Annotated in this window: 22 protein-coding genes; 21 read left to right on the top strand and 1 reads right to left on the bottom strand. The window is 35.7% G+C overall.

Annotated elements, in window-relative coordinates:
• Positions 1–70 precede the first annotated feature (70 nt).
• The 16 genes from PYW37_RS04415 (at position 71) to PYW37_RS04490 (ending at position 15,242) form a co-directional block, all read left to right on the top strand.
• On the top strand, positions 71–1,066 hold the full coding sequence (locus PYW37_RS04415) for a DMT family transporter (RefSeq protein WP_025016690.1): 996 nt from the start codon (positions 71–73) through the stop codon (positions 1,064–1,066).
• 71 nt (positions 1,067–1,137) lie between these two features.
• On the top strand, positions 1,138–1,950 hold the full coding sequence (gene proC / locus PYW37_RS04420) for a pyrroline-5-carboxylate reductase (RefSeq protein ID WP_017864757.1): 813 nt from the start codon (positions 1,138–1,140) through the stop codon (positions 1,948–1,950).
• A gap of 151 nt (positions 1,951–2,101) precedes the next feature.
• Positions 2,102–2,617, top strand: a complete 516-nt coding sequence (gene rimM / locus PYW37_RS04425) for a ribosome maturation factor RimM (RefSeq protein WP_023188721.1) — start codon at positions 2,102–2,104, stop codon at positions 2,615–2,617.
• 4 nt (positions 2,618–2,621) lie between these two features.
• A complete protein-coding gene (trmD, locus tag PYW37_RS04430) occupies positions 2,622–3,365 on the top strand; it encodes a tRNA (guanosine(37)-N1)-methyltransferase TrmD (RefSeq protein ID WP_026138922.1) in 744 nt (247 codons plus the stop codon).
• Between the two features lie 125 nt (positions 3,366–3,490).
• Positions 3,491–3,883 carry a DUF1149 family protein gene (locus PYW37_RS04435; RefSeq protein WP_015426726.1) on the top strand — a complete coding sequence of 131 codons (393 nt, stop codon included), beginning with the start codon at positions 3,491–3,493 and terminating at the stop codon, positions 3,881–3,883.
• Positions 3,884–3,900: 17 nt separating this feature from the next.
• The gene (locus PYW37_RS04440; RefSeq protein ID WP_010906033.1) at positions 3,901–4,746 is read left to right on the top strand and encodes a DegV family protein; all 846 of its coding nucleotides are present in this window, start codon (positions 3,901–3,903) and stop codon (positions 4,744–4,746) included.
• Between the two features lie 100 nt (positions 4,747–4,846).
• Positions 4,847–5,629, top strand: a complete 783-nt coding sequence (gene dapB, locus PYW37_RS04445; protein ID WP_032943313.1) for a 4-hydroxy-tetrahydrodipicolinate reductase — start codon at positions 4,847–4,849, stop codon at positions 5,627–5,629.
• A 48-nt stretch (positions 5,630–5,677) separates the two neighbouring features.
• Positions 5,678–6,214, top strand: a complete 537-nt coding sequence (locus tag PYW37_RS04450) for a GNAT family N-acetyltransferase (protein ID WP_023188723.1) — start codon at positions 5,678–5,680, stop codon at positions 6,212–6,214.
• A 219-nt stretch (positions 6,215–6,433) separates the two neighbouring features.
• The gene (locus PYW37_RS04455) at positions 6,434–7,630 is read left to right on the top strand and encodes a CCA tRNA nucleotidyltransferase (RefSeq protein WP_025016691.1); all 1,197 of its coding nucleotides are present in this window, start codon (positions 6,434–6,436) and stop codon (positions 7,628–7,630) included.
• A gap of 115 nt (positions 7,631–7,745) precedes the next feature.
• Positions 7,746–9,170 carry a C69 family dipeptidase gene (locus tag PYW37_RS04460; protein ID WP_023188725.1) on the top strand — a complete coding sequence of 475 codons (1,425 nt, stop codon included), beginning with the start codon at positions 7,746–7,748 and terminating at the stop codon, positions 9,168–9,170.
• Between the two features lie 138 nt (positions 9,171–9,308).
• Positions 9,309–9,803, top strand: a complete 495-nt coding sequence (locus PYW37_RS04465) for a hypothetical protein (protein ID WP_023188726.1) — start codon at positions 9,309–9,311, stop codon at positions 9,801–9,803.
• A 102-nt stretch (positions 9,804–9,905) separates the two neighbouring features.
• Positions 9,906–10,982 carry an iron-containing alcohol dehydrogenase family protein gene (locus PYW37_RS04470; protein ID WP_025016693.1) on the top strand — a complete coding sequence of 359 codons (1,077 nt, stop codon included), beginning with the start codon at positions 9,906–9,908 and terminating at the stop codon, positions 10,980–10,982.
• A gap of 97 nt (positions 10,983–11,079) precedes the next feature.
• Positions 11,080–12,054 carry a LysR family transcriptional regulator gene (locus PYW37_RS04475; RefSeq protein ID WP_023188728.1) on the top strand — a complete coding sequence of 325 codons (975 nt, stop codon included), beginning with the start codon at positions 11,080–11,082 and terminating at the stop codon, positions 12,052–12,054.
• Between the two features lie 127 nt (positions 12,055–12,181).
• Positions 12,182–14,053: an ABC-F family ATP-binding cassette domain-containing protein gene (locus PYW37_RS04480; protein ID WP_017864747.1), complete on the top strand. Its 1,872-nt coding sequence runs from the start codon at positions 12,182–12,184 to the stop codon at positions 14,051–14,053.
• A gap of 6 nt (positions 14,054–14,059) precedes the next feature.
• Complete coding sequence (locus PYW37_RS04485; protein WP_012898161.1) at positions 14,060–14,242, top strand: hypothetical protein; 183 nt, start codon at positions 14,060–14,062, stop codon at positions 14,240–14,242.
• Positions 14,243–14,267: 25 nt separating this feature from the next.
• Positions 14,268–15,242, top strand: a complete 975-nt coding sequence (locus PYW37_RS04490; protein WP_003130682.1) for a Gfo/Idh/MocA family protein — start codon at positions 14,268–14,270, stop codon at positions 15,240–15,242.
• A 9-nt stretch (positions 15,243–15,251) separates the two neighbouring features.
• Here PYW37_RS04490 and msrA read toward each other — a convergent pair whose 3' ends face one another.
• Positions 15,252–15,803 (bottom strand): peptide-methionine (S)-S-oxide reductase MsrA, encoded by a 552-nt coding sequence (gene msrA / locus PYW37_RS04495; protein WP_023188729.1) that lies wholly within the window; start codon positions 15,801–15,803, stop codon positions 15,252–15,254.
• Positions 15,804–15,943: 140 nt separating this feature from the next.
• Between msrA and PYW37_RS04500 the strand changes: the two genes are divergently transcribed.
• The 5 genes from PYW37_RS04500 to PYW37_RS04520 all read left to right on the top strand — a co-directional run bounded on the left by PYW37_RS04500 (position 15,944) and on the right by PYW37_RS04520 (position 21,799).
• Positions 15,944–16,879, top strand: coding sequence for a dihydroorotate oxidase (locus PYW37_RS04500; RefSeq protein WP_023188730.1), 936 nt, complete (start codon positions 15,944–15,946; stop codon positions 16,877–16,879).
• A 116-nt stretch (positions 16,880–16,995) separates the two neighbouring features.
• Positions 16,996–17,703, top strand: coding sequence for a putative ABC transporter permease (locus PYW37_RS04505; protein ID WP_023188731.1), 708 nt, complete (start codon positions 16,996–16,998; stop codon positions 17,701–17,703).
• A 59-nt stretch (positions 17,704–17,762) separates the two neighbouring features.
• Positions 17,763–18,032: a bacteriocin immunity family protein gene (locus PYW37_RS04510; protein ID WP_003130676.1), complete on the top strand. Its 270-nt coding sequence runs from the start codon at positions 17,763–17,765 to the stop codon at positions 18,030–18,032.
• Between the two features lie 111 nt (positions 18,033–18,143).
• A complete protein-coding gene (locus PYW37_RS04515) occupies positions 18,144–19,190 on the top strand; it encodes a zinc-dependent alcohol dehydrogenase family protein (RefSeq protein WP_023188732.1) in 1,047 nt (348 codons plus the stop codon).
• 179 nt (positions 19,191–19,369) lie between these two features.
• Positions 19,370–21,799 carry a hypothetical protein gene (locus PYW37_RS04520; protein WP_025016694.1) on the top strand — a complete coding sequence of 810 codons (2,430 nt, stop codon included), beginning with the start codon at positions 19,370–19,372 and terminating at the stop codon, positions 21,797–21,799.

A 21,799-nucleotide genomic window follows, 5' to 3' on the forward strand; every position in this document is an offset into this window, starting at 1 on the left:
ATAATTATGAGTGCAGATGAAAATATTGTGAAAAAATGAGCAATATTAATTTAGTATTTGGAGGAACTATATGACAGATGCACTTAAGAAAAATGTACCTAAAGTAACAACTATTGCTGTTGCTGCGGTTATTGCTAACATTATTTGGGAGACCCCTTTTAAACTTATCAAAGTGATGAATAATGAGATGAAAATTTCTCCGGAAATTTTTGGTAATCATTATCTGGGGCAGGTTTTGGCGACAATAAGTCTTCGTTTCTTTATTGCTGGGATCATGACATTGATTTTTGCAAAATTTATCAAACAAAACATATTCAATATTAAAAAGAGACAATGGAGAGAAGTCATTATTATGGGACTTCTATCTACTACAGCAGCTTATTTCTTTTTTAACATTGCAAATGTCAATATTACTTCGACAATAAATTCAACAATTTTAGCTCAATCCACCATATTTTTTGCAGCAATTTTAGCTCATTTTGCCTATAAAAATGATAAATTAACTCCGATTAAGGTGATTGGATTGGTTGTTGGTTTCATGGGGTTAATTATTTCTCAGTTAACTGGTGGGGTACGTTTGAGTGATATGTTTTCATTTTCACTTACAGGAGAGGGCTTTATGTTGATATATGGTTTACTAGCAGCTTTGGCTACAATGCTAGCTAAAAGAATCGGTTCAACTTTAAATTCTTTTGTAATGACTGGTTGGAACTTAATCATTGGTTCGTTAGGCTTATATATAATTGGTTTTGTTATGGGTGGTCGTTTATCTGCAATAAATTGGTCTGTAACTAATGGAGCTTTATTGATAATTTTAGCTGCGGCATCAGCAATTCCATTTAGCTTATGGTATTGGGCTGCTCAATACGGCAATTTAGGGGAGATTACTGTTTATAAATTTATTATGCCAATTTCTGGTAGTATTTTGGCGGTCCTTTTAGGAGAAAGTGTTACCGTTTCCTTAATGGTAGGATTAGCCTTAGTATGCTTATCAATTATCTTAATTAATCGTCCACCTAAATTTGAAGGAATAAAAGAATCATTACGAAAAGTTGATCAAGTATAAAATTACATATTGAAAGATTAAAAAAAGTTATAACGGAACTTTAAATGTTCTAAAACAGAAAGAAGAAAAACATGAAAATTGGATTTATTGGAACAGGAAATATGGCGTCAGCAATTATCAAGGGAATTATTGAAAAAGAATTTATTAAAGCTAAAAATATCTATCTCTTTGATGTGATGACTGATAAGGTAACAGAATTTTCAAAGGAAATTGGAGCAAATGTTTGTCGCTCAAATGATGAATTAATTCGATCAGTGGATGTAGTTGTTCTTTCAGTTAAGCCAAATATTATTGAAAAAATATTAAATGAAACTAGAGAGTTAATTATTGAGAAAAGACCCTTGCTTATTTCAATTGCTGCTGGAACGCCAATAGAAAAATTATCAACATTTTTAAGGAGTAAAGAAGAAGTTTCCATCGTTCGAGTTATGCCAAACGTTAATGCCATGATTGGTAAAGGGGCTGCTGCGGTTTGTGGAAATGAATTTGCAAGTAAAGAGCAAGTAAGTTATGTTCAAAATATGTTTCAATCCCTCGGTATGGCTTGGATTTTACCAGAAAAGGATTTTTCAAACTTTACTGCATTAGCTGGAAGCTCTCCTGCCTATGCTTATCTTTTCATTGATAGTATCGCTCGTGCAGGTGTAAAAAATGGACTTCCAAAAGATCTAGCAACTCAAATTGCTGCTCAAGCTGTCTTAGGGAGTGCAGCGATGATTCTTGAGAGTGCTGAAAATCCATGGACCTTGATTGATAGAGTTTCTTCTCCAGGAGGAACAACAGTTGCTGGTTTGATTGCTCTAGAAGATGAGGGATTTATTTCAACTGTTGTTAAAGGAATTGATGCAACTATCATTAAAGACATCGAACTTAATAGTAAATAGTCTGATTTATATGATAAATAATTTATGTTATTAAAAAGCAAGAGAGAGTTTTCTTGCTTTATTTTTTTATAAAAAGAAATTCTAATTATAAAATATACTTAAAAATAGTTTCATTTAAATCAGGGGTTATTAGGTATGGTATAATTGTAGAATGGAAAAATTTTACAAGGTAGGAACAATTGTTAACACACAAGGACTTCAAGGAGAGGTTCGCGTGATGCCATCGACAGATTTTGCTCAAGAACGCTTCTCAAAAGGTTCAATTTTGGCACTTTTCGATGATAAGGATAATTATATTCAAGATTTAAAGGTGAAGTCTGGTCGCCCACAAAAGAATTTTTATGTCGTTAAATTTGAAGGATTTTATCATATTAATGATGTTGAAAAGTATAAGGGATATATTGTCAAAATTGCAGAAGAAAACCAAGAGGATTTAGATGATGGAGAATTTTACTATCATGAAATCATTGGCAGTGATGTTTATGAAAATGATGTCCTAATTGGTCAAATTTCTGAAATACTTCAACCAGGGGCTAATGATGTTTGGGTTGTTAAACGTAAAGGAAAACGTGATTTATTATTGCCTTATATTCCGCCAGTTATTTTAAACGTAGATGTGAATCAACACCGAGTGGACGTATCTATTATGGAAGGATTGGATGACTAGAAATATGAGAATTGATATTTTAAGTATCTTCCCGGAAATGTTTGGCCCACTTAATCAGTCAATCGTAGGTAAAGCTCAAGATAAAGGTATTTTGGAGCTACATACACATGATTTTCGAGAAAATGCAACGAATAAACAACGCCATGTTGATGATATGCCTTATGGTGGTGGTCAAGGGATGTTATTAATGCCACAGCCAATCTTTGACACAATGGATAAAATACCTCAGAAGTCTGAAAAACCTGCGCGTGTTATTCTTTTAGACCCAGCTGGGAAAAAATTTGACCAAAAAATGGCCGAAGAATTATCTCAAGAAGAGCAATTAATTTTTATTTGCGGACATTATGAAGGCTACGATGAACGCATTAAAACATTGGTGACGGATGAAATTTCATTGGGAGATTTTGTTTTAACTGGTGGAGAAGTTGCAGCAACGGTGATGGTTGATGCGGTTGTGCGTTTAATTCCAGGCGTTTTAGGAAAAGTGGCTAGCCATGAAGATGATTCTTTTTCTAGTGGACTTTTAGAATATCCGCAATATACTCGCCCAGAAGATTTTAGAGGTATGAAGGTTCCTGAGGTATTAATGAGTGGTCATCATGAAAATATTCGTAAATGGCGGTTAAAAGAATCTTTGAGAAAAACCTTAGAACGCCGTCCAGATTTATTGGATAAATATGAGCCTAATGAAGAAGAGTTAAAAATGCTACAATTATTGCGTGAAAATGTTCAAGATGTGGTAGAATGAAGTAGTGTTAAGATTTTAGTTGAATATTGGGGAATATCCTCTGAATTTGGATGATGAAATCTTTGTTCTTATTGTTCATATCTGGATATAACTAAATTTATAATAAAAAAATAGGGGATTTTAAAATGGCTTTAACGATCGAACGAGAACAAGAATTTGTTAACCAATTTCATTATGATGCTCGTAATTATGAATGGGAAAAAGAAAATGGAACACCTGAGACTAATCTAAATGTTCAATTTCAACTTGTTCCCAAAGAACAACTTGAAAAACTTGGTGAAGGTGACACTGGTATTCACGCTGTTTTGACTTACTTGATTGTACTAGATAATATTGTACTTTCTGGTTTTGTGAGTCAATTGAACTATGTACGTGGACAAATTATTAAGGAACAAGAAGAACTTGAACAAGAGGAATTAGCCCAACTTGCGGCGCCTTTGTTTGAACTTCTTAAACGCTTGGTCTATGAAACAACAGAGGTTGCCTTAGACCAGCCTGGAATAAACTTGGAATTTTAATTAATAGAATAGAATTTATGAAATTAGCTGTTATTACTGACTCTTCGGCAGATTTTGCTGAAAAATATAAAACTTACGAAAATCTTTTTGTCTTAGATATTCCAATTTCCATTGATGGAGTGGATTATGATTTGCAAAAAATTTCTCATGAAGAATGGTACGATCTTATGGCGGAGGCCCAAGAAGTACCTAAAACTTCGCAACCTAGAGTTGCTGAACTTGATAGACTTTTAAAAGACTTAGAAAAACAAGGGTATACTCATGTTTTAGGTCTGTTTTTGCCAGCAGCAATTTCTGGATTTTACCAAAATATTTTTTACTTACAAAGTGAATATGAGCAAATGAAAGTAGTATTTCCTGAAACTTTTATTACCTCAAGTCCGTTGGGCTATATGGTGGAAACAGTATTGGATTTGGCAGAAGCTGGTGTCGAATTTGAAGAAATTATCGCAAAGTTTGAAGAACAAAGAGACGGTGACCGTGCTTATATGCTTGTCGATGATTTACACTGGTTAGCAAAAGGTGGGCGTTTGTCTAATGGTGCGGCTGTGCTTGGGACTTTATTAAATATTAAGCCTGTGCTAACTTTTAGTACTGAAGGTAAGGTTGAAGTTTTTGAAAAAGTTCGGACTGTGAAAAAAACGATGAGCCGGATGAAGGAACTTTTGTTAAAAGATGCCAAAGATCCTTTGGCCTACAAAGTTTATGTTATTCATACTAGAGCTGAAGATCGGGCACAAGAGTTATATGATTATGCTTTATCTCAAGGTTTTGATGATGTGGAAATCGTCACTTTTGGGCCTGTTATCGCAACTCATTTGGGCCTGAATACAGTGGCTTACGGTATTTCACCAAAAAAATAAAGCACGTTTTTACGTGTTTTTATCTAAAAACAAATATTCTGAATAATAAAAATAATAGCTACTTCTATAAAATACTAATTTCTTTATAAATGAATGGGGGATGAAATTGAATAAAATTAAAGTGATTGTTGCTGGATTTCGTGGAAAAATGGGAGCTACTGCGGTACAAATGATTCTGAATGCTCAAAATTTTGAACTTGTGGCTTTATTAGGAAAGAAAGAAGAAGTCTCAGAAGCGTTTGGAGTTCCTGTTTTTAGTCGAAAAGAGGATTTGATTGGATTTGATGCTGACATTTGGCTAGATTTAACGGCTCCTGAAGCGGCTTATAACAACACTCGTTTTGCTTTAGAAAATGGCTTTAGACCAGTGGTTGGAACGACTGGGTTTACCGATGATGAAGTGGCAGATTTAATTAAATTTTCTAGAGAAAAAGAATTGGGTGGTCTTATTGCACCAAATTTTGCCTTGGGTGCGGTTTTATTGATGCAATTTTCTAAGCAGGCTGTTAAATATTTCCCAGATGTGGAAATTATTGAATTGCACCATGACGGGAAAAAAGATGCTCCTTCTGGAACTGCTGTGAAGACAGCAGAATTGATGTCTGAGGAACGTTTGGCTCATCATCAAGGGGCAGTGGATGAAAAGGAAGCTTTAGCTGGTGCTCGTGGTGCCGATCTTGAAGGAATGAGAATCCATTCGGTTCGTTTACCTGGTTTGGTGGCTCATCAAGAGGTTATTTTTGGTTCAAAAGGTGAAGGGCTGACTTTACGTCATGATTCTTATGATCGTTCAAGTTTCATGACCGGTATTGCTTTGGGAATTCGTAAGGTAATGACGGTGTCTGAGTTAAAATATGGTTTGGAACATTTTTTGGATTTATAATATTTACTGACGAAATAGACTGTGACCGGATGATTAGAGAGGGATTTTATGAGTGAATTAGAGATTCGTAGATTAGAATTAAGTGATGCAGAAGCTTTTATGGTTTATATTGCCAATTGGGCAACAGATACAAGTCCTTTTAAAATTGATGCTGTTAAAGCTTATGCGGAGCTTTCTTTGGAAAATTTTTCGGACTATGTGGAAAAAACTCATAGAGAAGAAACTTTTGCTGAAAATCCCGATTGGTCAACAGCAACTAAATATTTTGCTTTTATTAATGGGCAAATCGTTGGTGAAATTTCTTGTCGTTGGCAAATCGAAAAAGGAATTTTGTTAGAATGGGGTGGTCATATAGGTTATGGTGTGGCTCCTGATTTTAGAGGACATCATTTTGCTGAAGAAATGGTCAGATTCGCTCTTCCTAAATATCAGAAACGTAAGATTTCTCAGGTCATGATTTCTGCTGACAAAGAAAATTTGGCAAGTCGTAAAAGTATTGAAGCAAATGCGGGCATTTTGGAAAATATTGTAGATATTGATGGTGATGAAATTTGTCGTTACTGGATTAATTTAGAAGAACAATAGGATAAAATTACTGATGGATTGCTCGGGTTAATCTGGCAGAGCTTCAAGACGAATTCACAGGTGAATGATACAGGGTAAAGCTTAAGAACAAGCTTATGACAGAAATTGATGAGAGCTAAAAGTGCTGACAGGTCTGTATAAACTTTCTGTCAGTAAAATTTTAAGGTGTACAATGGGGCTATGCCCCGTTTTTGTTTAAAAAATGATAAAATAATAGATATGAAATTAGAAAAATTACCCGAGGAGTTTGTACAGGCCAAGCCGGTTTTAGAAAAAATAATCGAGCATGGGTTTGAAGCTTATTTTGTGGGAGGTTCTGTACGTGATATATTGCTTGGGCGAGAGATTCACGATGTGGATATTGCAACAAGTGCATATCCAGAGGAAATTAAAGATATTTTTCCTTATACCATTGATGTGGGAATCGAACATGGAACAGTACTTGTTTTAGCTGGAAAATCAGAAGCTGAACATTATGAAATTACTACTTTTCGGACAGAATCAAAATATACAGATTACAGACGGCCAGATCATGTGGATTTTGTCAGAGATTTACGAGAGGATTTAAAACGTCGTGACTTCACGGTCAATGCCTTTGCTTGTGATGTTAATGGGCAAATTATTGATTTGTTTGATGGACTGACGGATTTGAAGGAACGCAGGCTAACAGCGGTTGGTAGCGCTTTGGAACGTTTTAATGAAGATGCTTTACGGATTATGCGGGCCATGCGATTCGCAGCAACTTTAGACTTTCAAATTGAAAATAAAACTTTCTTAGCGATGTGTGAGTCGGCTCACTTACTGGAAAAAATCTCAGTTGAACGAATTTTTATTGAATTTGATAAGTTGTTGTTAGGTCAGGATTGGCGAAATGGTTTGACCTTACTGCTTAAATCAGGGGCTTATAAATATTTACCAGATTTGCAAGATTCGGCCTTGAAAAAAGTACTGACAGACTTGTCAGTAGATTTTCATTTTCAGAATTCTGAGCAAGCATGGGCAGCTTTACTGACCAGATTTTCCAATGTTGATGTTAAAACATTTTTGCGAAAATGGAAAGTGTCCAATGAATTTGCAAAATTTGTGGCAGACCTTGTATCAGCTTATGAACTTGACTCTTGGGATTTGATGAGTCTTTATCATTTTGGTTTAGAAAAAGTGCTTTTGGTTGATGAATTGAAAGTGGCTTATGGTTTGAAGATTGATAGAGAACAAGCTGTCACTATTAATAACCAACTTCAAATTCATGATAAATCAGAGATTGTCATTGCTGGAAAAGATTTAATGGAGGAATTTTCGCTTGAACCTGGTCCAGAACTTGGTAAAATTTTAAAAATTATTGAAGAAAAAATTGTCAAAAATGAATTGAAAAATGAGCAGGCTGCTATTTTTGCAGAAGTTAAAAAAATGCTCTGATTAAATTTTACTGACAGAAATTTTGGCAAATAACCAATTGAAATTTAGTATTTATAATAAATACAATTTCTTGGTTTCTAAGTAGTGTATTCTATAGATTATAAAGGAGAAATAAATGAAAATTGAAAATCGCCGTAAAGGCTCATGTACAACAGTTCTTGTGGGAAGAAAAGCATCAATTGATGGTTCAACCATGATTGCTCGTAATGATGATGGACACGAAGCTTTGGATCCACAACGCTTTATTGTGATTCAACCTGAAGAACAACCTCGTCATTATAAAGCTGTTTTATCTGATTTAGAATTAGATTTACCTGAAAATCCATTACGTTATACTTCAACGCCAAATGCAGTTTTAAAAGAAGGGATTTGGCCAGCGGCTGGGATTAATAGTGCTAATGTTGCGATGTCTGCAACAGAAACAATTACTACTAATCCAAGAATCTTGGGTCTTGACCCTTATGTGGAAAATGGGATGGGTGAAGAAGACCTTGTAACACTTGTTTTACCATACATTAAAAGTGCTCGCGAGGGGGTTGAGCGTTTGGGACAATTACTTAAGACTTATGGAACTTATGAGCCAAACGGGATTGCTTTTGCTGACAAAGAAGAAGTTTGGTGGTTAGAAACAATCGGTGGTCATCATTGGGCAGCAGTTCGTATTCCTGATGATTCTTATGTTGTAGCGCCAAATCGAATGAATATTGATGAATTCAAATTTGATAATGATGATTATATGTGTTCAAGTGATTTGAAACAATTAATTGACGCAAATCATTTAAATCCTGATTTTGAAGGCTATGAAAGTCATTATAATTTACGTCATATCTTTGGCTCATCTTCAATCAAAGATTCTGTTTATAATAACCCGCGAACTTGGTATGGTCAAAACTTCTTGGGGAATCCATCTGAAGATCCACAAAATCAAGAACTTCCATTCATTTGTGAAGCTAGTCGAAAAATTACTGTTGAAGATGTTAAATTTGTTTTATCAAGTCATTTTGAAAATACAAAATATGATCCTTACGGCAGCACAAATAGTCCAGAAGAAAGAAAACTTTTCCGTCCAATCGGAATAAATCGTAATCATAGTGTTCATATTTTGCAAGTTAGAAACAATGTTCCTGATGAATTAGCAGGAGTTCAATGGCTTGCTTTTGGAGCAAACACTTTCAATCATGTTGTACCATTCTACACTGCAATTAATGATACGCCAGCTTCTTATCGTGATGCTAAGGGAGAATATGATCCAACAAATATGTACTGGTTGAGCGCAACAACAGCTGTTCTTGGTGATTCTAATTATGATTTATTTGTTGATTTACGAAATACTTTTGAATTAAATACCATGGCAAAATTCCATGAAATTCAAAATGAGACAGATAAGAATTTTGAAACAGCTAAAGATAAAATTGCTTATTTGACTCAAGCAAATGAAAAATTAGCAGAGGCGGCGTTTAAAGCACAAACGGAACTTTTGGGACGTATGGTCGTTCTTGGTTCAGCTAATATGAAATTGCGTTTTGATTTTAATGACTAATTTAGTTTAAAAATAATTGTAAAAAAGTAGTTGAAAAACTACTTTTTTTAGTTTTCTTTAAAGTACAAAATGGTATAATACTAAATAAGTCTCAAAAATAGAAAAGGGAAAGAAATAAATTCTAGAAAAAGTAAAAAAGTGAGAAAAGGCCGAGGAGGTAAAATTTTTGCGATTTTATTATTCATTGTCATATTTTTTGCTTTAATTATTTTTGGAGTAGTCATGATTGGACGCCAAGTCATTTCAAGTCAAACGGATAATATTGTTGCCCAACTTTTACCGAATTCAGGAAATGGAACTAATGGAGTAAGTCAAATAATGACAGCAACACCATCAGCTATTGCCACAAAATTAAATGAAAATGCAGATGTAATTAAGAGTCAATCGCAAGGAATGATAAGTTCAGCAAAAGCAACGAGCACTGGCTCTAAAGTGACTTACACCTTGGAATCCTCTAAACTCAATAAAACAACCGTTGGCGCCCTTTTATTAGCAAGTGGTGACCAAGTTGAAGAAGTAGCGGATAAAGTGTTAGATTCAATGAAAAAAGCTGGGGTTGCTCAACCTAAATTGCAAGTTGATTTGACTGATGATAAGGGGAATGTTATCAAAACGTTGAATTATAGTGCTTAAAATTGGATTTTACAAAAAAACAACATTTATTCAGTTAAATGTTGTTTTTTTGAATCTTAAGTGATAGAATATTCTAATAATTACTTAATTAGGAGGAAAATTATGAATATCTCAGAAGAAGTACGTCCCGGAGCCAATAGATATGTGAGTGGTCAAGGAATTTTGCAAGATTTAGAAAGCTATCTTGCGTCTTTTAATAAACTTGCAATAATTACTGGGGAAAAATCTTTTCAGGTTTTTCAAGATTTTTATCCTAAAGACTTAAGTTATCCTGTTTTTCATTATGATGGCTCGGCCTCTATCGAAAATGGAAAAAAACTGGCCAAAGAAATTGGTCAATCCGATGGCCTTCTTGCAATTGGCGGAGGGCGTTTGATTGATACTTGTAAAGTTGTAGCCCAGGAGCTAAACTGTGAGTTAATTATTATTCCGACCTTGGTTTCTAATTGTGCTCCTTACACACCGGTTGCAGCTCTTTATCACCCTGACCATACTTTTGATAAAGTGGGTTATTTAAATAAAGTGAGCTATTTAACTTTAGTTGATTATGATTTTTTATTGGCAACACCTCATGATTATTTTGTTGCTGGAATCGGGGATACACTCGCCAAATGGTATGAAATGGAAGGAATCGTTCGTCAGGTTTCACAGGAAGAACTTTCAGCCTCAGTTCGTTTGGGATTTGCGAGTGCAAAGGAAATTTTTAAAATATTATTTGCTGATTCTAAAGCAGCACTTAATGATTTGGCTGAACAGAAAGTGACGCCAGCTTTTGGGCGAGTTGTTGATACAATCATTGAACTTTCAGGAACAGTTGGAGGTTTTGCTGGGACTTATGGAAGGATGTCAGGGGCTCATGCGCTTCATAATGGCCTATCACTTTGCTCAGAGACACATCCTATTTTACATGGCTCAAAAGTCGCTTATGGAGTCTTGGTACAATTGGCTTATACGGGAGATACTTCAGAAATTGAAAAACTCTTGCCATTTTATAAGGAAAATCATTTACCTGCTTCTCTAGCAGAAATTAATTTGCCATTTGATTTGGAAAAATTGCAAGCAGTAGCAAAATTTGCAGCCAGTCCTGTAGAATCTTATCGTTTGATTGATTCAAAAGTTACTGACGAAAAAATCATAAGTGCCATCAAAGCCTTAGAAGCTCTTGTCAGCAAAAAATAAGGTTTGACATTCTGTCATTGAATCTAAAAGTTACTGACAGAAATTTTGAAAAATAGAATCAAAGTTTCAAGGTCAAAAATGAAATAAGGAAAAAGGAATGACGATAAGTTTACAACAACTCAAATATTTTATTGAAGTAGCCAGAGTGGGTTCAATTAATCAAGCTGCTGAAATTCTTTTTATTACACAACCTTCATTGTCAAAGGCGATTAAAGATATTGAAGTGGAAGTTGATTTGTCGCTTTTTCAACGGTCAAGTAAAGGAATTTCGCTGACAGCAGATGGTGCAGAGTTTTTGGGATATGCACGACAAGTTGTAGAACAATCTGATTTATTGGAAACACGGTGGTTGGACCGAAAGCCCTCTCGAAAACTTTGTGCGATTTCGACCCAGCATTATGCTTTTGCAGTGAATGCCTTTGTCAATATGGTCAAAAAAACAGAAAGTCAGGGGATTGGAGAATACGAATATACTCTGCGAGAAGCTAGAACTTATGAAATTATTGAAGATGTAAAGTCACTGCGCAGTGAGTTAGGAATTCTTTATAAAAATTCATACAATGCAAATGTTATGGATAAGATTTTAAAAGAAAATCGATTAACTTTTCATCCACTTTTCTTGGCGGAGCCGCATATCTTTGTCAGTTCAACAAATCCTTTAGCTCATAAAAAATTTGTAACATTAGAAGATTTAGAAGAATTTCCCCGCCTCTCCTATGAACAAGGAGAACACAATTCTTTCTATTTTTCAGAAGAAATTTTATCTACGGTTTATGCTAAAAAAGACATTAAAGTAGGAGACCGAGCCACCATTTTCAATTTGATGATTGGATTAAATGGATATACAATTTCAACTGGAATTGTCAGTCAAGACTTGAATGGTGACAATATTGTAGCCATTCCCTTAGCAGTGGAAGATAATATTGAGATTGGTTGGATCTCACTAAGTGAACTTCAATTGACCAATCAGGCTGAACTTTATTTAAAAGAACTGGAAAAAATTGTACATCCTTTTGATGTTCGTGAAGGTAAAAAAAATACTGACAGCTCATCAAATGAAATCTGTCAGTAAAAAAATACTGACAGAAATAAGTAGTTTACTATCCAGCTTTTTTATCAGTAAAAAATTAAAGCCGTCATTACTGACAGGCTTTTTTGTGGTATAATCAAAGGTAATATAAGAGAAATTAGGACGAAAAATGGCAGACTTCATCGCACAAAATTTAAGTAAATCAGTTGGAGAAAAAACGGTTTTCAACAAAATCAATTTTATCATTCATGATCTTGACCGAATTGGTCTTTTGGGAGTTAATGGTACGGGTAAAACAACGCTCCTAAATGTTATTTCAGGACTTTCAGGATTTGATGGAGACCGCACGCCCTTTGATCATCCACAAAATTATAAAATTACATACCTTACTCAGGAACCTGATTTTAATCCAAAAGCTACAATTTTAGACACCGTCTTAGATGATTCGCTTCCGCAAATGCGAGCAATTAAAAATTACGAAGCAGCCCTTTTAGATTATGAAAATTTAGCTAAGTTAGAACGTGCCCAATCAGAAATGGATGCTCTGAATGCTTGGCAAGTAGAAGCAGATGTCAAAACAATTTTGACTAAACTTCAACTTCCTGACTCTGCCACTCTAATCGAAAGCCTTTCAGGTGGACAAAAAAGACGGGTTCAATTGGCTCAAGCTTTAGTCAATGATTCCGATTTATTATTACTTGATGAACCAACCAACCACCTCGATGTTGAAACCATTGCTTGGTTGCAAAATTATCTAAAAAATTCTCGAAGAACTGTTCTTTTTGTCACGCACGACCGCTATTTCTTAGATAATGTTGCAACACGAATTTTTGAACTTGAAGATGCGGGTCTTAAAGAATACCAAGGAAATTATCAAGATTATCTTGCAAAAAAAGCTGAAGATGAAGAAAGAGAAGCCGCAGCAAGTCACAAGGCAAAACAACTTTATCAATCTGAATTAACTTGGATTCGTAAATCACCTCAAGCACGTGCTACAAAACAACAAGCACGGATTGACCGCTTTGAAGACCTTAAAGATTCTATGAAAACTAGTAAAAATCTAGGAGATTTAGAACTCAACATTGCGAGCAGTCGCTTAGGGAAAAAAGTAATTAATTTTAAAAATGCCGCTTTTTCTTATCCTGACCGACCAATTTTTAAAGATTTTGAATTAATCGTTCAAGGGCATTCGCGCTTGGGGATTGTTGGTGATAATGGCGTCGGAAAATCGACCTTACTCAATATCATTGATGGTGAGCTAGCATTAACTGACGGGATTTTGGAAATTGGTGAAACAGTCAAAATTGGTTATTTCAGTCAAGAAATTCGTGGACTTGATGAAAATAAACGCATGATTAACTTTCTTGAAGAAGTTGCATCTGCTGCACATAACAGCAGCGGTGAAAATATTTCAATTGTTAATTTATTAGAGCAGTTTCTATTCCCAAGAAGTAGTCATGGAACACTGATTTCTAAACTTTCAGGTGGTGAGAAAAAACGACTCTATTTACTTAAAATTTTATTATTACAACCCAATGTGCTTTTGCTTGACGAACCAACCAATGACTTGGATATTGCAACCTTAACCGTGCTTGAAAATTTCCTAGGCTCTTTTCCGGGTGCTGTTTTGACAGTTTCTCATGACCGCTATTTCCAAGATAAAGTGAGCAACGAATTACTTGCCTTTGAAGATGGGCAAATTAATCATTATTTTGGTGCTTACAGTGACTATTTAGCTGTCAAAACGGAAGAAAAATCTGCTGACAAAGCTGTCAGTAAAATCGAAAGTCCAATAAGTACTGACAAAACTGAAAATACTGACAAAACGAAACTGACCTATATGGAAAAGAAAGAATGGGAAACCATTGAAAGTCAAATTGCTGAAATCGAAGAGCGAATTTCTGAGATTGACACAGAAATGAATGAAAATGGTTCAAATACAGAACTCCTACTGGATTTACAAAAAGAACTAGACAACAAAACAAAAGAACTTGAAGAAAAATATGAACGTTGGGAATATCTATCAGAAAGGGCTGACTAAAACATTATGACAACGCAAGAACTTATTGAAACCTTACAAAAATTTCCGGCAGAAGCAACTGTAAAAATCATTCAAAACGATATCAGTGGTGACCGATTTTTTGATGTTAATACAGTAGAAAATCTGGCCAGAGTCCGTGTTACCACTGCAGGAGTTGAAACCGTAGATACCGTGATTATTGGTATTTAAACCCAGAGACGAAAGAGGAAGTCAAATGTTAAAAATCGGAATTATGGGTGCCGCTAAAATTGTTCCAAGATTTGTAGCAGGTGTAAAAGAGAGTGGTCAAGCTGAAGTTACTGGGATTGCCGCCAGAAATAAGGAAAAAGCACAAAAAGCCGCTTTGGAATTAGAAATTCCACAAGTTTATGATGATTATGCAAGCTTAGTAAATGCAGCAGAAATTGATTTAATCTATATTCCACTCATCAATAAACAACATTATCCTCAAGCAAAAATGGCTTTAGAAGCAGGTAAAAATGTACTTCTAGAAAAACCATTTACCTTGACTCTTGAAGAAAGTCAGGAATTATTCAAGATAGCAAATGAAAAAAATCTTTTTTTGATGGAAGCTCAAAAATCTGTTTTCCTACCTGTGATGGCCCAAATCAAAAAATGGCTTGATGCCAATGAAATTGGTAAAATATCTCGTCTTGCAATAAATGATTTCAGACCCCATACCAACCGGGAGAGCTGGGCCTTAGACATAAAAGAAGGCGGTGGCGCTTTTATCATGCATGCCAGCTATCCACTCTCTGTCTTACAATTCTTATTTGGAACAGGTTTTGATGCAGCAAAAGGAATTTATTGGTCTTCTGAAGAAAATAAAGCAGATTTAGATTACGAAATTCTCTTAAAAAAAGCAGAAATTATGATTAATATTTCACTTAGCACGCGCTTAGATAAACCAAATACATTTATCATTTATGGTGAAAAAGGAGAAATTTCAGTTCCAAATTATTGGAAATCAAACCAAGCCAGTCTTATTAAAAATGATGGAACGGTTGAAGAATTTTCTCATCCAATGCCAAGTGAATTCAGCTATGAGATTGATGAAATTGCTGAACTAATCAATAAGGGCAAGAAAAAAAGTGAAAAACTTTCCCCAGAAATGACAATGACGACAGTCAAAATTGTGGAAGACCTATACCAAGAATGGTTTGGTAAAGAGTGGCCAAATATAAAATAAAAACACTAGTTATCTAGTGTTTTTTCTTAAAAATTTAAATTTCCCTTTAAAACGTTGTAAGGCTAAATAACGTTCACGTGCTTTGTGCATCGCTTGGTAACGTTTAGGATCTTTTTTATAGTATTGTTGATGATATTCTTCAGCTGGCCAAAAAGTTTTTGCCTCTTCAATCGGAACAACAATTGGTTTATCCCAAATTCCAGATTTCTCTAAGGCAATTTTACTTTTTTGAGCAGCAATTCTTTGTTCTTCACTTTCAACAAAAATCACTGGACGATAATTTGCACCTCGGTCATAAATTTGTCCGTCAGCATCAGTGGGGTCAATCAATGACCAATAAATATCTAATAGTTTATCATAAGAAATCAATTCATTATCAAATAAAATTTCAACTGCTTCCGTATGGCCAGAAGCTTTTGAGAGGACTTGGTCATAAGTAGGGTATTCGATATGTCCACCAGTATAACCACTAGTTACAGCCAAAATACCTGGACGTTCTTCAAAAGGTTCAACCATACACCAAAAACAACCACCAGCAAAAATAGCTCGTTCTGTACTCATTTTACACCTCCATTTGCTCTAATTTAATTATATCATGTGAAAAAAATGCCACCTCATCATTTGACTCGAACTTTAAAAATTTTGAATTTGCCTTTTTTGTGATAGAATAGTTAAAAATAGAAAAGGGGAACGATTTTTTAATGCTAAAAACAACTTTTGCAAATGCGGAATTCGCTAATCCATTCATGAACGCTTCAGGAGTCCATTGTATGACAACTGAGGATTTAGAAGAATTAAAAGCCTCTCAAGCAGGGGCCTATATCACCAAAAGTTCCACATTAGAAAAAAGAGAAGGTAATCCACTCCCACGTTATGTTGACTTAGAATTAGGCTCAATTAATTCTATGGGCCTACCTAACCTAGGGTTTGATTACTACTTAGATTATGTTTTAAAAAATCAAAAAGAAAAGGCTCAAGAAGCGCCAATCTTCTTTTCCATTGCTGGTATGAGCGCAGCCGAAAATATCGCTATGCTTAAGAAAATTCAAGAAAGTAATTTTTCAGGAATTACAGAATTGAACCTTTCTTGTCCAAATGTCCCTGGGAAACCACAGCTTGCTTATGATTTTGAAGCCACTGAAAAACTCCTAAAAGAAGTTTTTACCTTCTTCACAAAGCCTTTAGGTGTAAAACTTCCTCCTTATTTTGACCTCGTTCATTTTGATATCATGGCAGAAATCCTCAATCAATTTCCGTTGACTTATGTTAACTCAGTCAATAGTATTGGGAATGGACTTTTTATTGATTCAGAAGCAGAAAGCGTAGTTATTAAGCCTAAAGACGGTTTTGGTGGAATTGGTGGAGCATACATCAAACCAACAGCGCTTGCAAATGTTCGGGCTTTCTATACTCGACTCAAACCTGAAATTCAAATCATTGGAACAGGTGGTATTGAAACAGGACAAGATGCCTTTGAACACCTCTTATGTGGAGCTACAATGCTTCAAATTGGTACAGCTTTACACAAAGAAGGCCCTGCAATCTTTGATAGAATTATTAAAGAATTAGAAGAAATTATGGATAAAAAAGGCTATCAATCAATTGCTGATTTCCATGGAAAATTAAAATCATTATAAAAAATTATCATAAAAAGCTGAATTTAAACAGCTTTTTTCTTATCTTATAAATGAAATTTAAAAATTACTAAAAGAGATGATATAATGTAAAAGATTAAACAAACAAGGAGAAATATATGGAAATTTTTATGACTTTTATCGTTTATTCTTTTGTTGGTTGGATATGGGAGACCTTTTATTGCTCATTTAAAGACCGGCATTTTGTTTTTAGAGGTTTTTTATTAGGCCCTTATTGCCCTGTTTATGGTTTTGGCGTCTCTGCCGTCTTACTTTTAGTTCCAGATACCGGAAATTTATTCAGCCTTTATCTTAATACGATTGTGATTGTGACAGTCGTTGAATTCATTGGAAGTTGGATTTTAGAGAAATTCTTTAATATGAAGTTATGGGACTACTCAACCCTCCCTTTCAATATTGAAGGAAGAGTGGCTGTTCCCGTTTCATTATTTTGGGGTGTAGGTTGTATTATCTTAATTAAATTAGTTAATCCACCTGTTCAAAATTGGATTCATGATTTTAATGAATTAACCCACAGTTGGGGTGTGATTTTGATATTAATTATCTTTCTGGCTGACCTTGTTTCAACATTTATTTTTACGATTTCAACCAAAAAAGAAGTCTTGGCTATGATTGATGATTCTGACAAAGAAAATGCAGCAATCAAAGAATTTCGTCTTAAACATCTCTTTGCAAACCATGAAACAGCAGCAAATCGGATAAAAGTATTAGAATTACTTAAAAATAAACCTCTAAAATTAAAACATTATAATTTGCGCAGAATTCTCAAAAACTATCCAAATATGAATTTGACCAAAAAACGATAATTTAAAAATCGTAAGCGTTTTTAGTAGCCTTAGAAATAAATTCGTGGCATAATGAGGTCATGAATAAAACATTTGAAAAAGAAGAAATTTTAAATGAACTCTATAATCTTATATTAGACCGAAATATTCGTGACTGGGAACGCCAGTGTTTACTTCATACGAAAGTTCAATTAGAAAATCAAGGTCAACTTGCAGATGAGTTAGCAAAATTAGAAGTGACCTTAAGACCACTGGCATTACGCTATAATCTTACACCAAAGGTCGCTGAATTTTATCAAAAAATTTCCAACAGCAAACTCTTTGGTCGAGGAGTTGGTGGCATTATATAAGCCCTTAGTTCTCCTTATGCTTTAAAAGCATAAGGAGTTTTTAAAAAAGTATTTTAAAAAAAGTAAAATTCATTTTATAATGAATTCAATAAAAGAAAAGGAAGTACAAAAATGAAATCAGCTTATTTTGTCGAAAAAAATAAAATGGAAGTTAGAGAATTTCCCAAAGCGCAACTTGTAAAAGAAACAGATGCTATCATAAAAATTGTTCGTGCCTGCGTATGTGGTTCCGATTTATGGTGGTTCCGTGGGATTTCTGAACGTCAACCTGGACCGGTAGGGCATGAAGCTATTGGTCTGATTGAAGAAGTAGGCACCGGAGTTAAAAACTTTAAAGTAGGAGATTTTGTCATTGTTCCCTTTACGCACGGTTGTGGACACTGTCCAATTTGTTTGGCTGGCTTTGAAGCCAATTGTCCAAATGCAAAAGACGGTGTGAATGGCGGCTATCAAGGAGAATTCTATCGGTCGATTAATGCTGATGGTGCACTTGTCAAAATCCCGGGCCAACCAAGTGATTATTCTGATGATCAGTTGGCTTCATTGACGACTTTAGCTGATGTCATGCCTACAGGTTTTCATGCAGCTAAAGCAGCAGATGTCCATGAAGGTGATACAGTGGTTGTCTTTGGTGATGGAGCGGTTGGACTTTGTGCAGTGATTTCAGCTAAACTTTTAGGAGCAAAACGGATTATTGCCATGAGTCGCCATGAAGACCGTGCAGCACTTGCGCGTGACTTTGGTGCAACAGATATTATTGCTGAACGTGGTGAAGAAGCGATTCAAAAAATAATGTTCTTAACCAATGGTTATGGTGCAGATGCTGCCTTAGAATGTGTCGGAACAAAACAAGCAATTGAATCTGCTTTTCAAGCGGTAAGAGCAGGAGGGCGAGTAGGTCGTGTGGGAGTTCCTCATGATGTTGATTACAATGAATGGATTGATTCTCTTTTTTGGAAAAATATTCAACTTGGAGGTGGAGTAGCCTCTGTCGCACGCTGGGATAAGGAAATCTTACTTGAAGCAGTTTTAAGTGGGGAGATTAATCCAGGCCGTGTCTTTACAGCAGAATTTAGCTTAGATGAAATTCAAAAAGCATATGAAGCAATGGATCAACGTACAGCAATTAAATCTCTATTGAGAATTTCAGAGGGATAAATAAGAAAATAGTAAATAAATCAAAAGTCTACCAAAGTTGGTAGGCTTTTTTGTATTCTAAAAGTCTTGTTTTTAAATTAAGTTAAAATGATTACTTTATTTTTACCAAAGTTTCTAATTAGGCGTATAATGTTAAATAATCAGAAAACAAAAAACATTCACTAAAAGGAGGTTTTGCATTGGAAAATCAGAAAAAGCACTTTCAGATGAAGTCATCAAGTAAATTTTGGTTACTTAGCACTGGAATTCTTTTAAGTTTGTTAGTGACTAGTCACCCTTTAGCAGTAAAGGCTGATAAAAATTCGGCTGTTACCCCACCAAGTCAAACTGAAGCTGTCACCAATCCAACTGTAAATTCTTCTCTTGCCGCGTCTGATTCGACAACCGAAGGAAATACAGAAAGTTTACAGGCAGAAATGCAAACTAAAGAGGCAAACTCACTAACTTCGCAGGCAAGCACAACCCTAAGCGCCAGTTCAGTTTCATCATCTTCAACCAGTTCGGCTCAGGCTTCAAGTGTAGAAATAAGCTATAATTCGTTAGAAACTGCAAGTTCGACCAGTTCAGGCTCGGAAATAAATGCCTCAACTTCAAAAGCCCCAAGTGTTCCTCTTGATTCATCAAAAGCAAATGTCACAATTGCTTCAAGCCTATCGGCGAGCGGAACAATCATAAGTCCTGCTCTCACAAATGGTTCAATTGCCAGTCAAGCCGATGGTCAAGACCCTGCAATAAGCTCGATTTCTGCGACCGGTTCAGTCGCCAATGACATTACAGGACCAGCCACGCTAGATGATGTCAATATTACAATCAAGGCTAACAACCTTGTGCCAAATAACTTTCTGACCCCAGACGGACTCCATTGGTCTGACAATACGCAGGTTATTCCAATCACAGGTCAGGTAACAGGTCAAATCAGTACTGAAAACTTTGGACAAACGGATGGCCCGACCATACCTGCGACCACTTATACTATGAATGCAGGAGATTCTGGACGAATTACCAATGTCGGAACAACCCTAGCTGGAGCGACGCTTGATATGATTTATCAGGTCATCTCGACAGACGCGGCAAGTTGGCAAAACCCCTCAGAAAGTTCGACAGATTGTCCGATTGGCCTTGCTTTTACGGGTGAGCAAAATATCGCCAACTCTGACGGAAACTCGATTGTCGCCCTTTATTTTGGGGTAAACAATGTCAAAATTAACTACCAAATCGTCGCACATAACACGAATTTTCAAGTGCCAGTCCTTGCTTCGTTTATCACGACCGATATTGATATGGCTCAAGGAGTCAAGACTAACCTTGCCAATCTCTTAACGGTCATTCCAAAGACAACTAACCTTGCGACAGATAGTTCTAGTATTATTTATGATACGACAAGCCCTGATACCGACTTGAATGGTCAAGCTAGTCTACCTTATGGCGGTTATCTGGGTGTTGGTTTTCTGTCAAATTTTGACTATGATTTTTATAGTCCAGCACCAGTACGTAGTGGAGATTCTTATCAATATTCGCAAGGGGTTCGCTATGACCTCTTTGGTTCAGCGCTTCAAGCACATTTGACGACCCAAGTCAGAGATATTGTTTATCTTAACTATTATGATGCGGACGAAAACAATCAGCTTATCGTTCCCCAACATCAATTTATCTGGTTTCCAAATGTTTCTTGGAATGTTCCAGCCAGTAAATTCCCACATTATGCTTATGGACAAGAAAGTCAGCACAGAAATGGGAACACAATAATAGTTGGTGATTATTATCACATCCAAAGTACCGTAACTTATGATTATTATGGTACGTACGGTATTTATCTAGGACAACAATCAATCACGGGGCTTTATAACAAGCCATATTCGGTCAATGTCCCTTATAACTTTGGTAATTACTACATCGAAGGAAGCACCACAGAGTCAGGACTTTATCCGAAAACTGATGAAACGTTAGATGTTTACTACAAATATGTTCCACCGATTGTTTATTACAACACGAGCAATCCCTATGCGACGACTTATTATGCCAATGGTTATGAATATGTACCGAATTACATTGCGCCTGTGGTTTATTATGCACCTACTTATAATGAATATAATTCTGGTGGGGGATATGGTTATGACGGAGGTACTCCTTATTCTGGTGGGAATGGTTACTCATCAGGAGCTGGATATAGCTCTACAAGTGTAGCTTCAAGAGGAGGTTATTCTCTTTATGTTCCACAATCTGCTTATTACTCTAAAGAAGCTCAGCTTGTAGCAGAAGAAGGGGAAAGAGCAGAAAAAGCCGATGAGGGAGGTTTCAATTTAGGAGAAGAAACAAGAGATGCTGTTCTTGGCAAAGGCATGAGTGAGTTTAGTAAATGGGCTCTTTACGCTGAAGATGACACCGGATATGGAGTCATTATAGATTATGGAATGCAAAAAGCCGAGGGAGAAGATACGGCTGATGCTCTCACTAAAACAGGAGCACACTTTGTATTGGGGGAGGCTGGAATGGCAGCCGGTATGGCTATACCAGTTCCGGGTTTGGATGTTGTAGCTGGGTTTGCATTCGGGTTTATTCTCAATACAGGATTTGACTTTTTATATGATAAATTAAGGAGGAAACGTTAA

The organism is Lactococcus lactis (genome assembly GCF_029023865.1).
Taxonomy (GTDB): Bacteria; Bacillota; Bacilli; order Lactobacillales; family Streptococcaceae; genus Lactococcus; species Lactococcus lactis.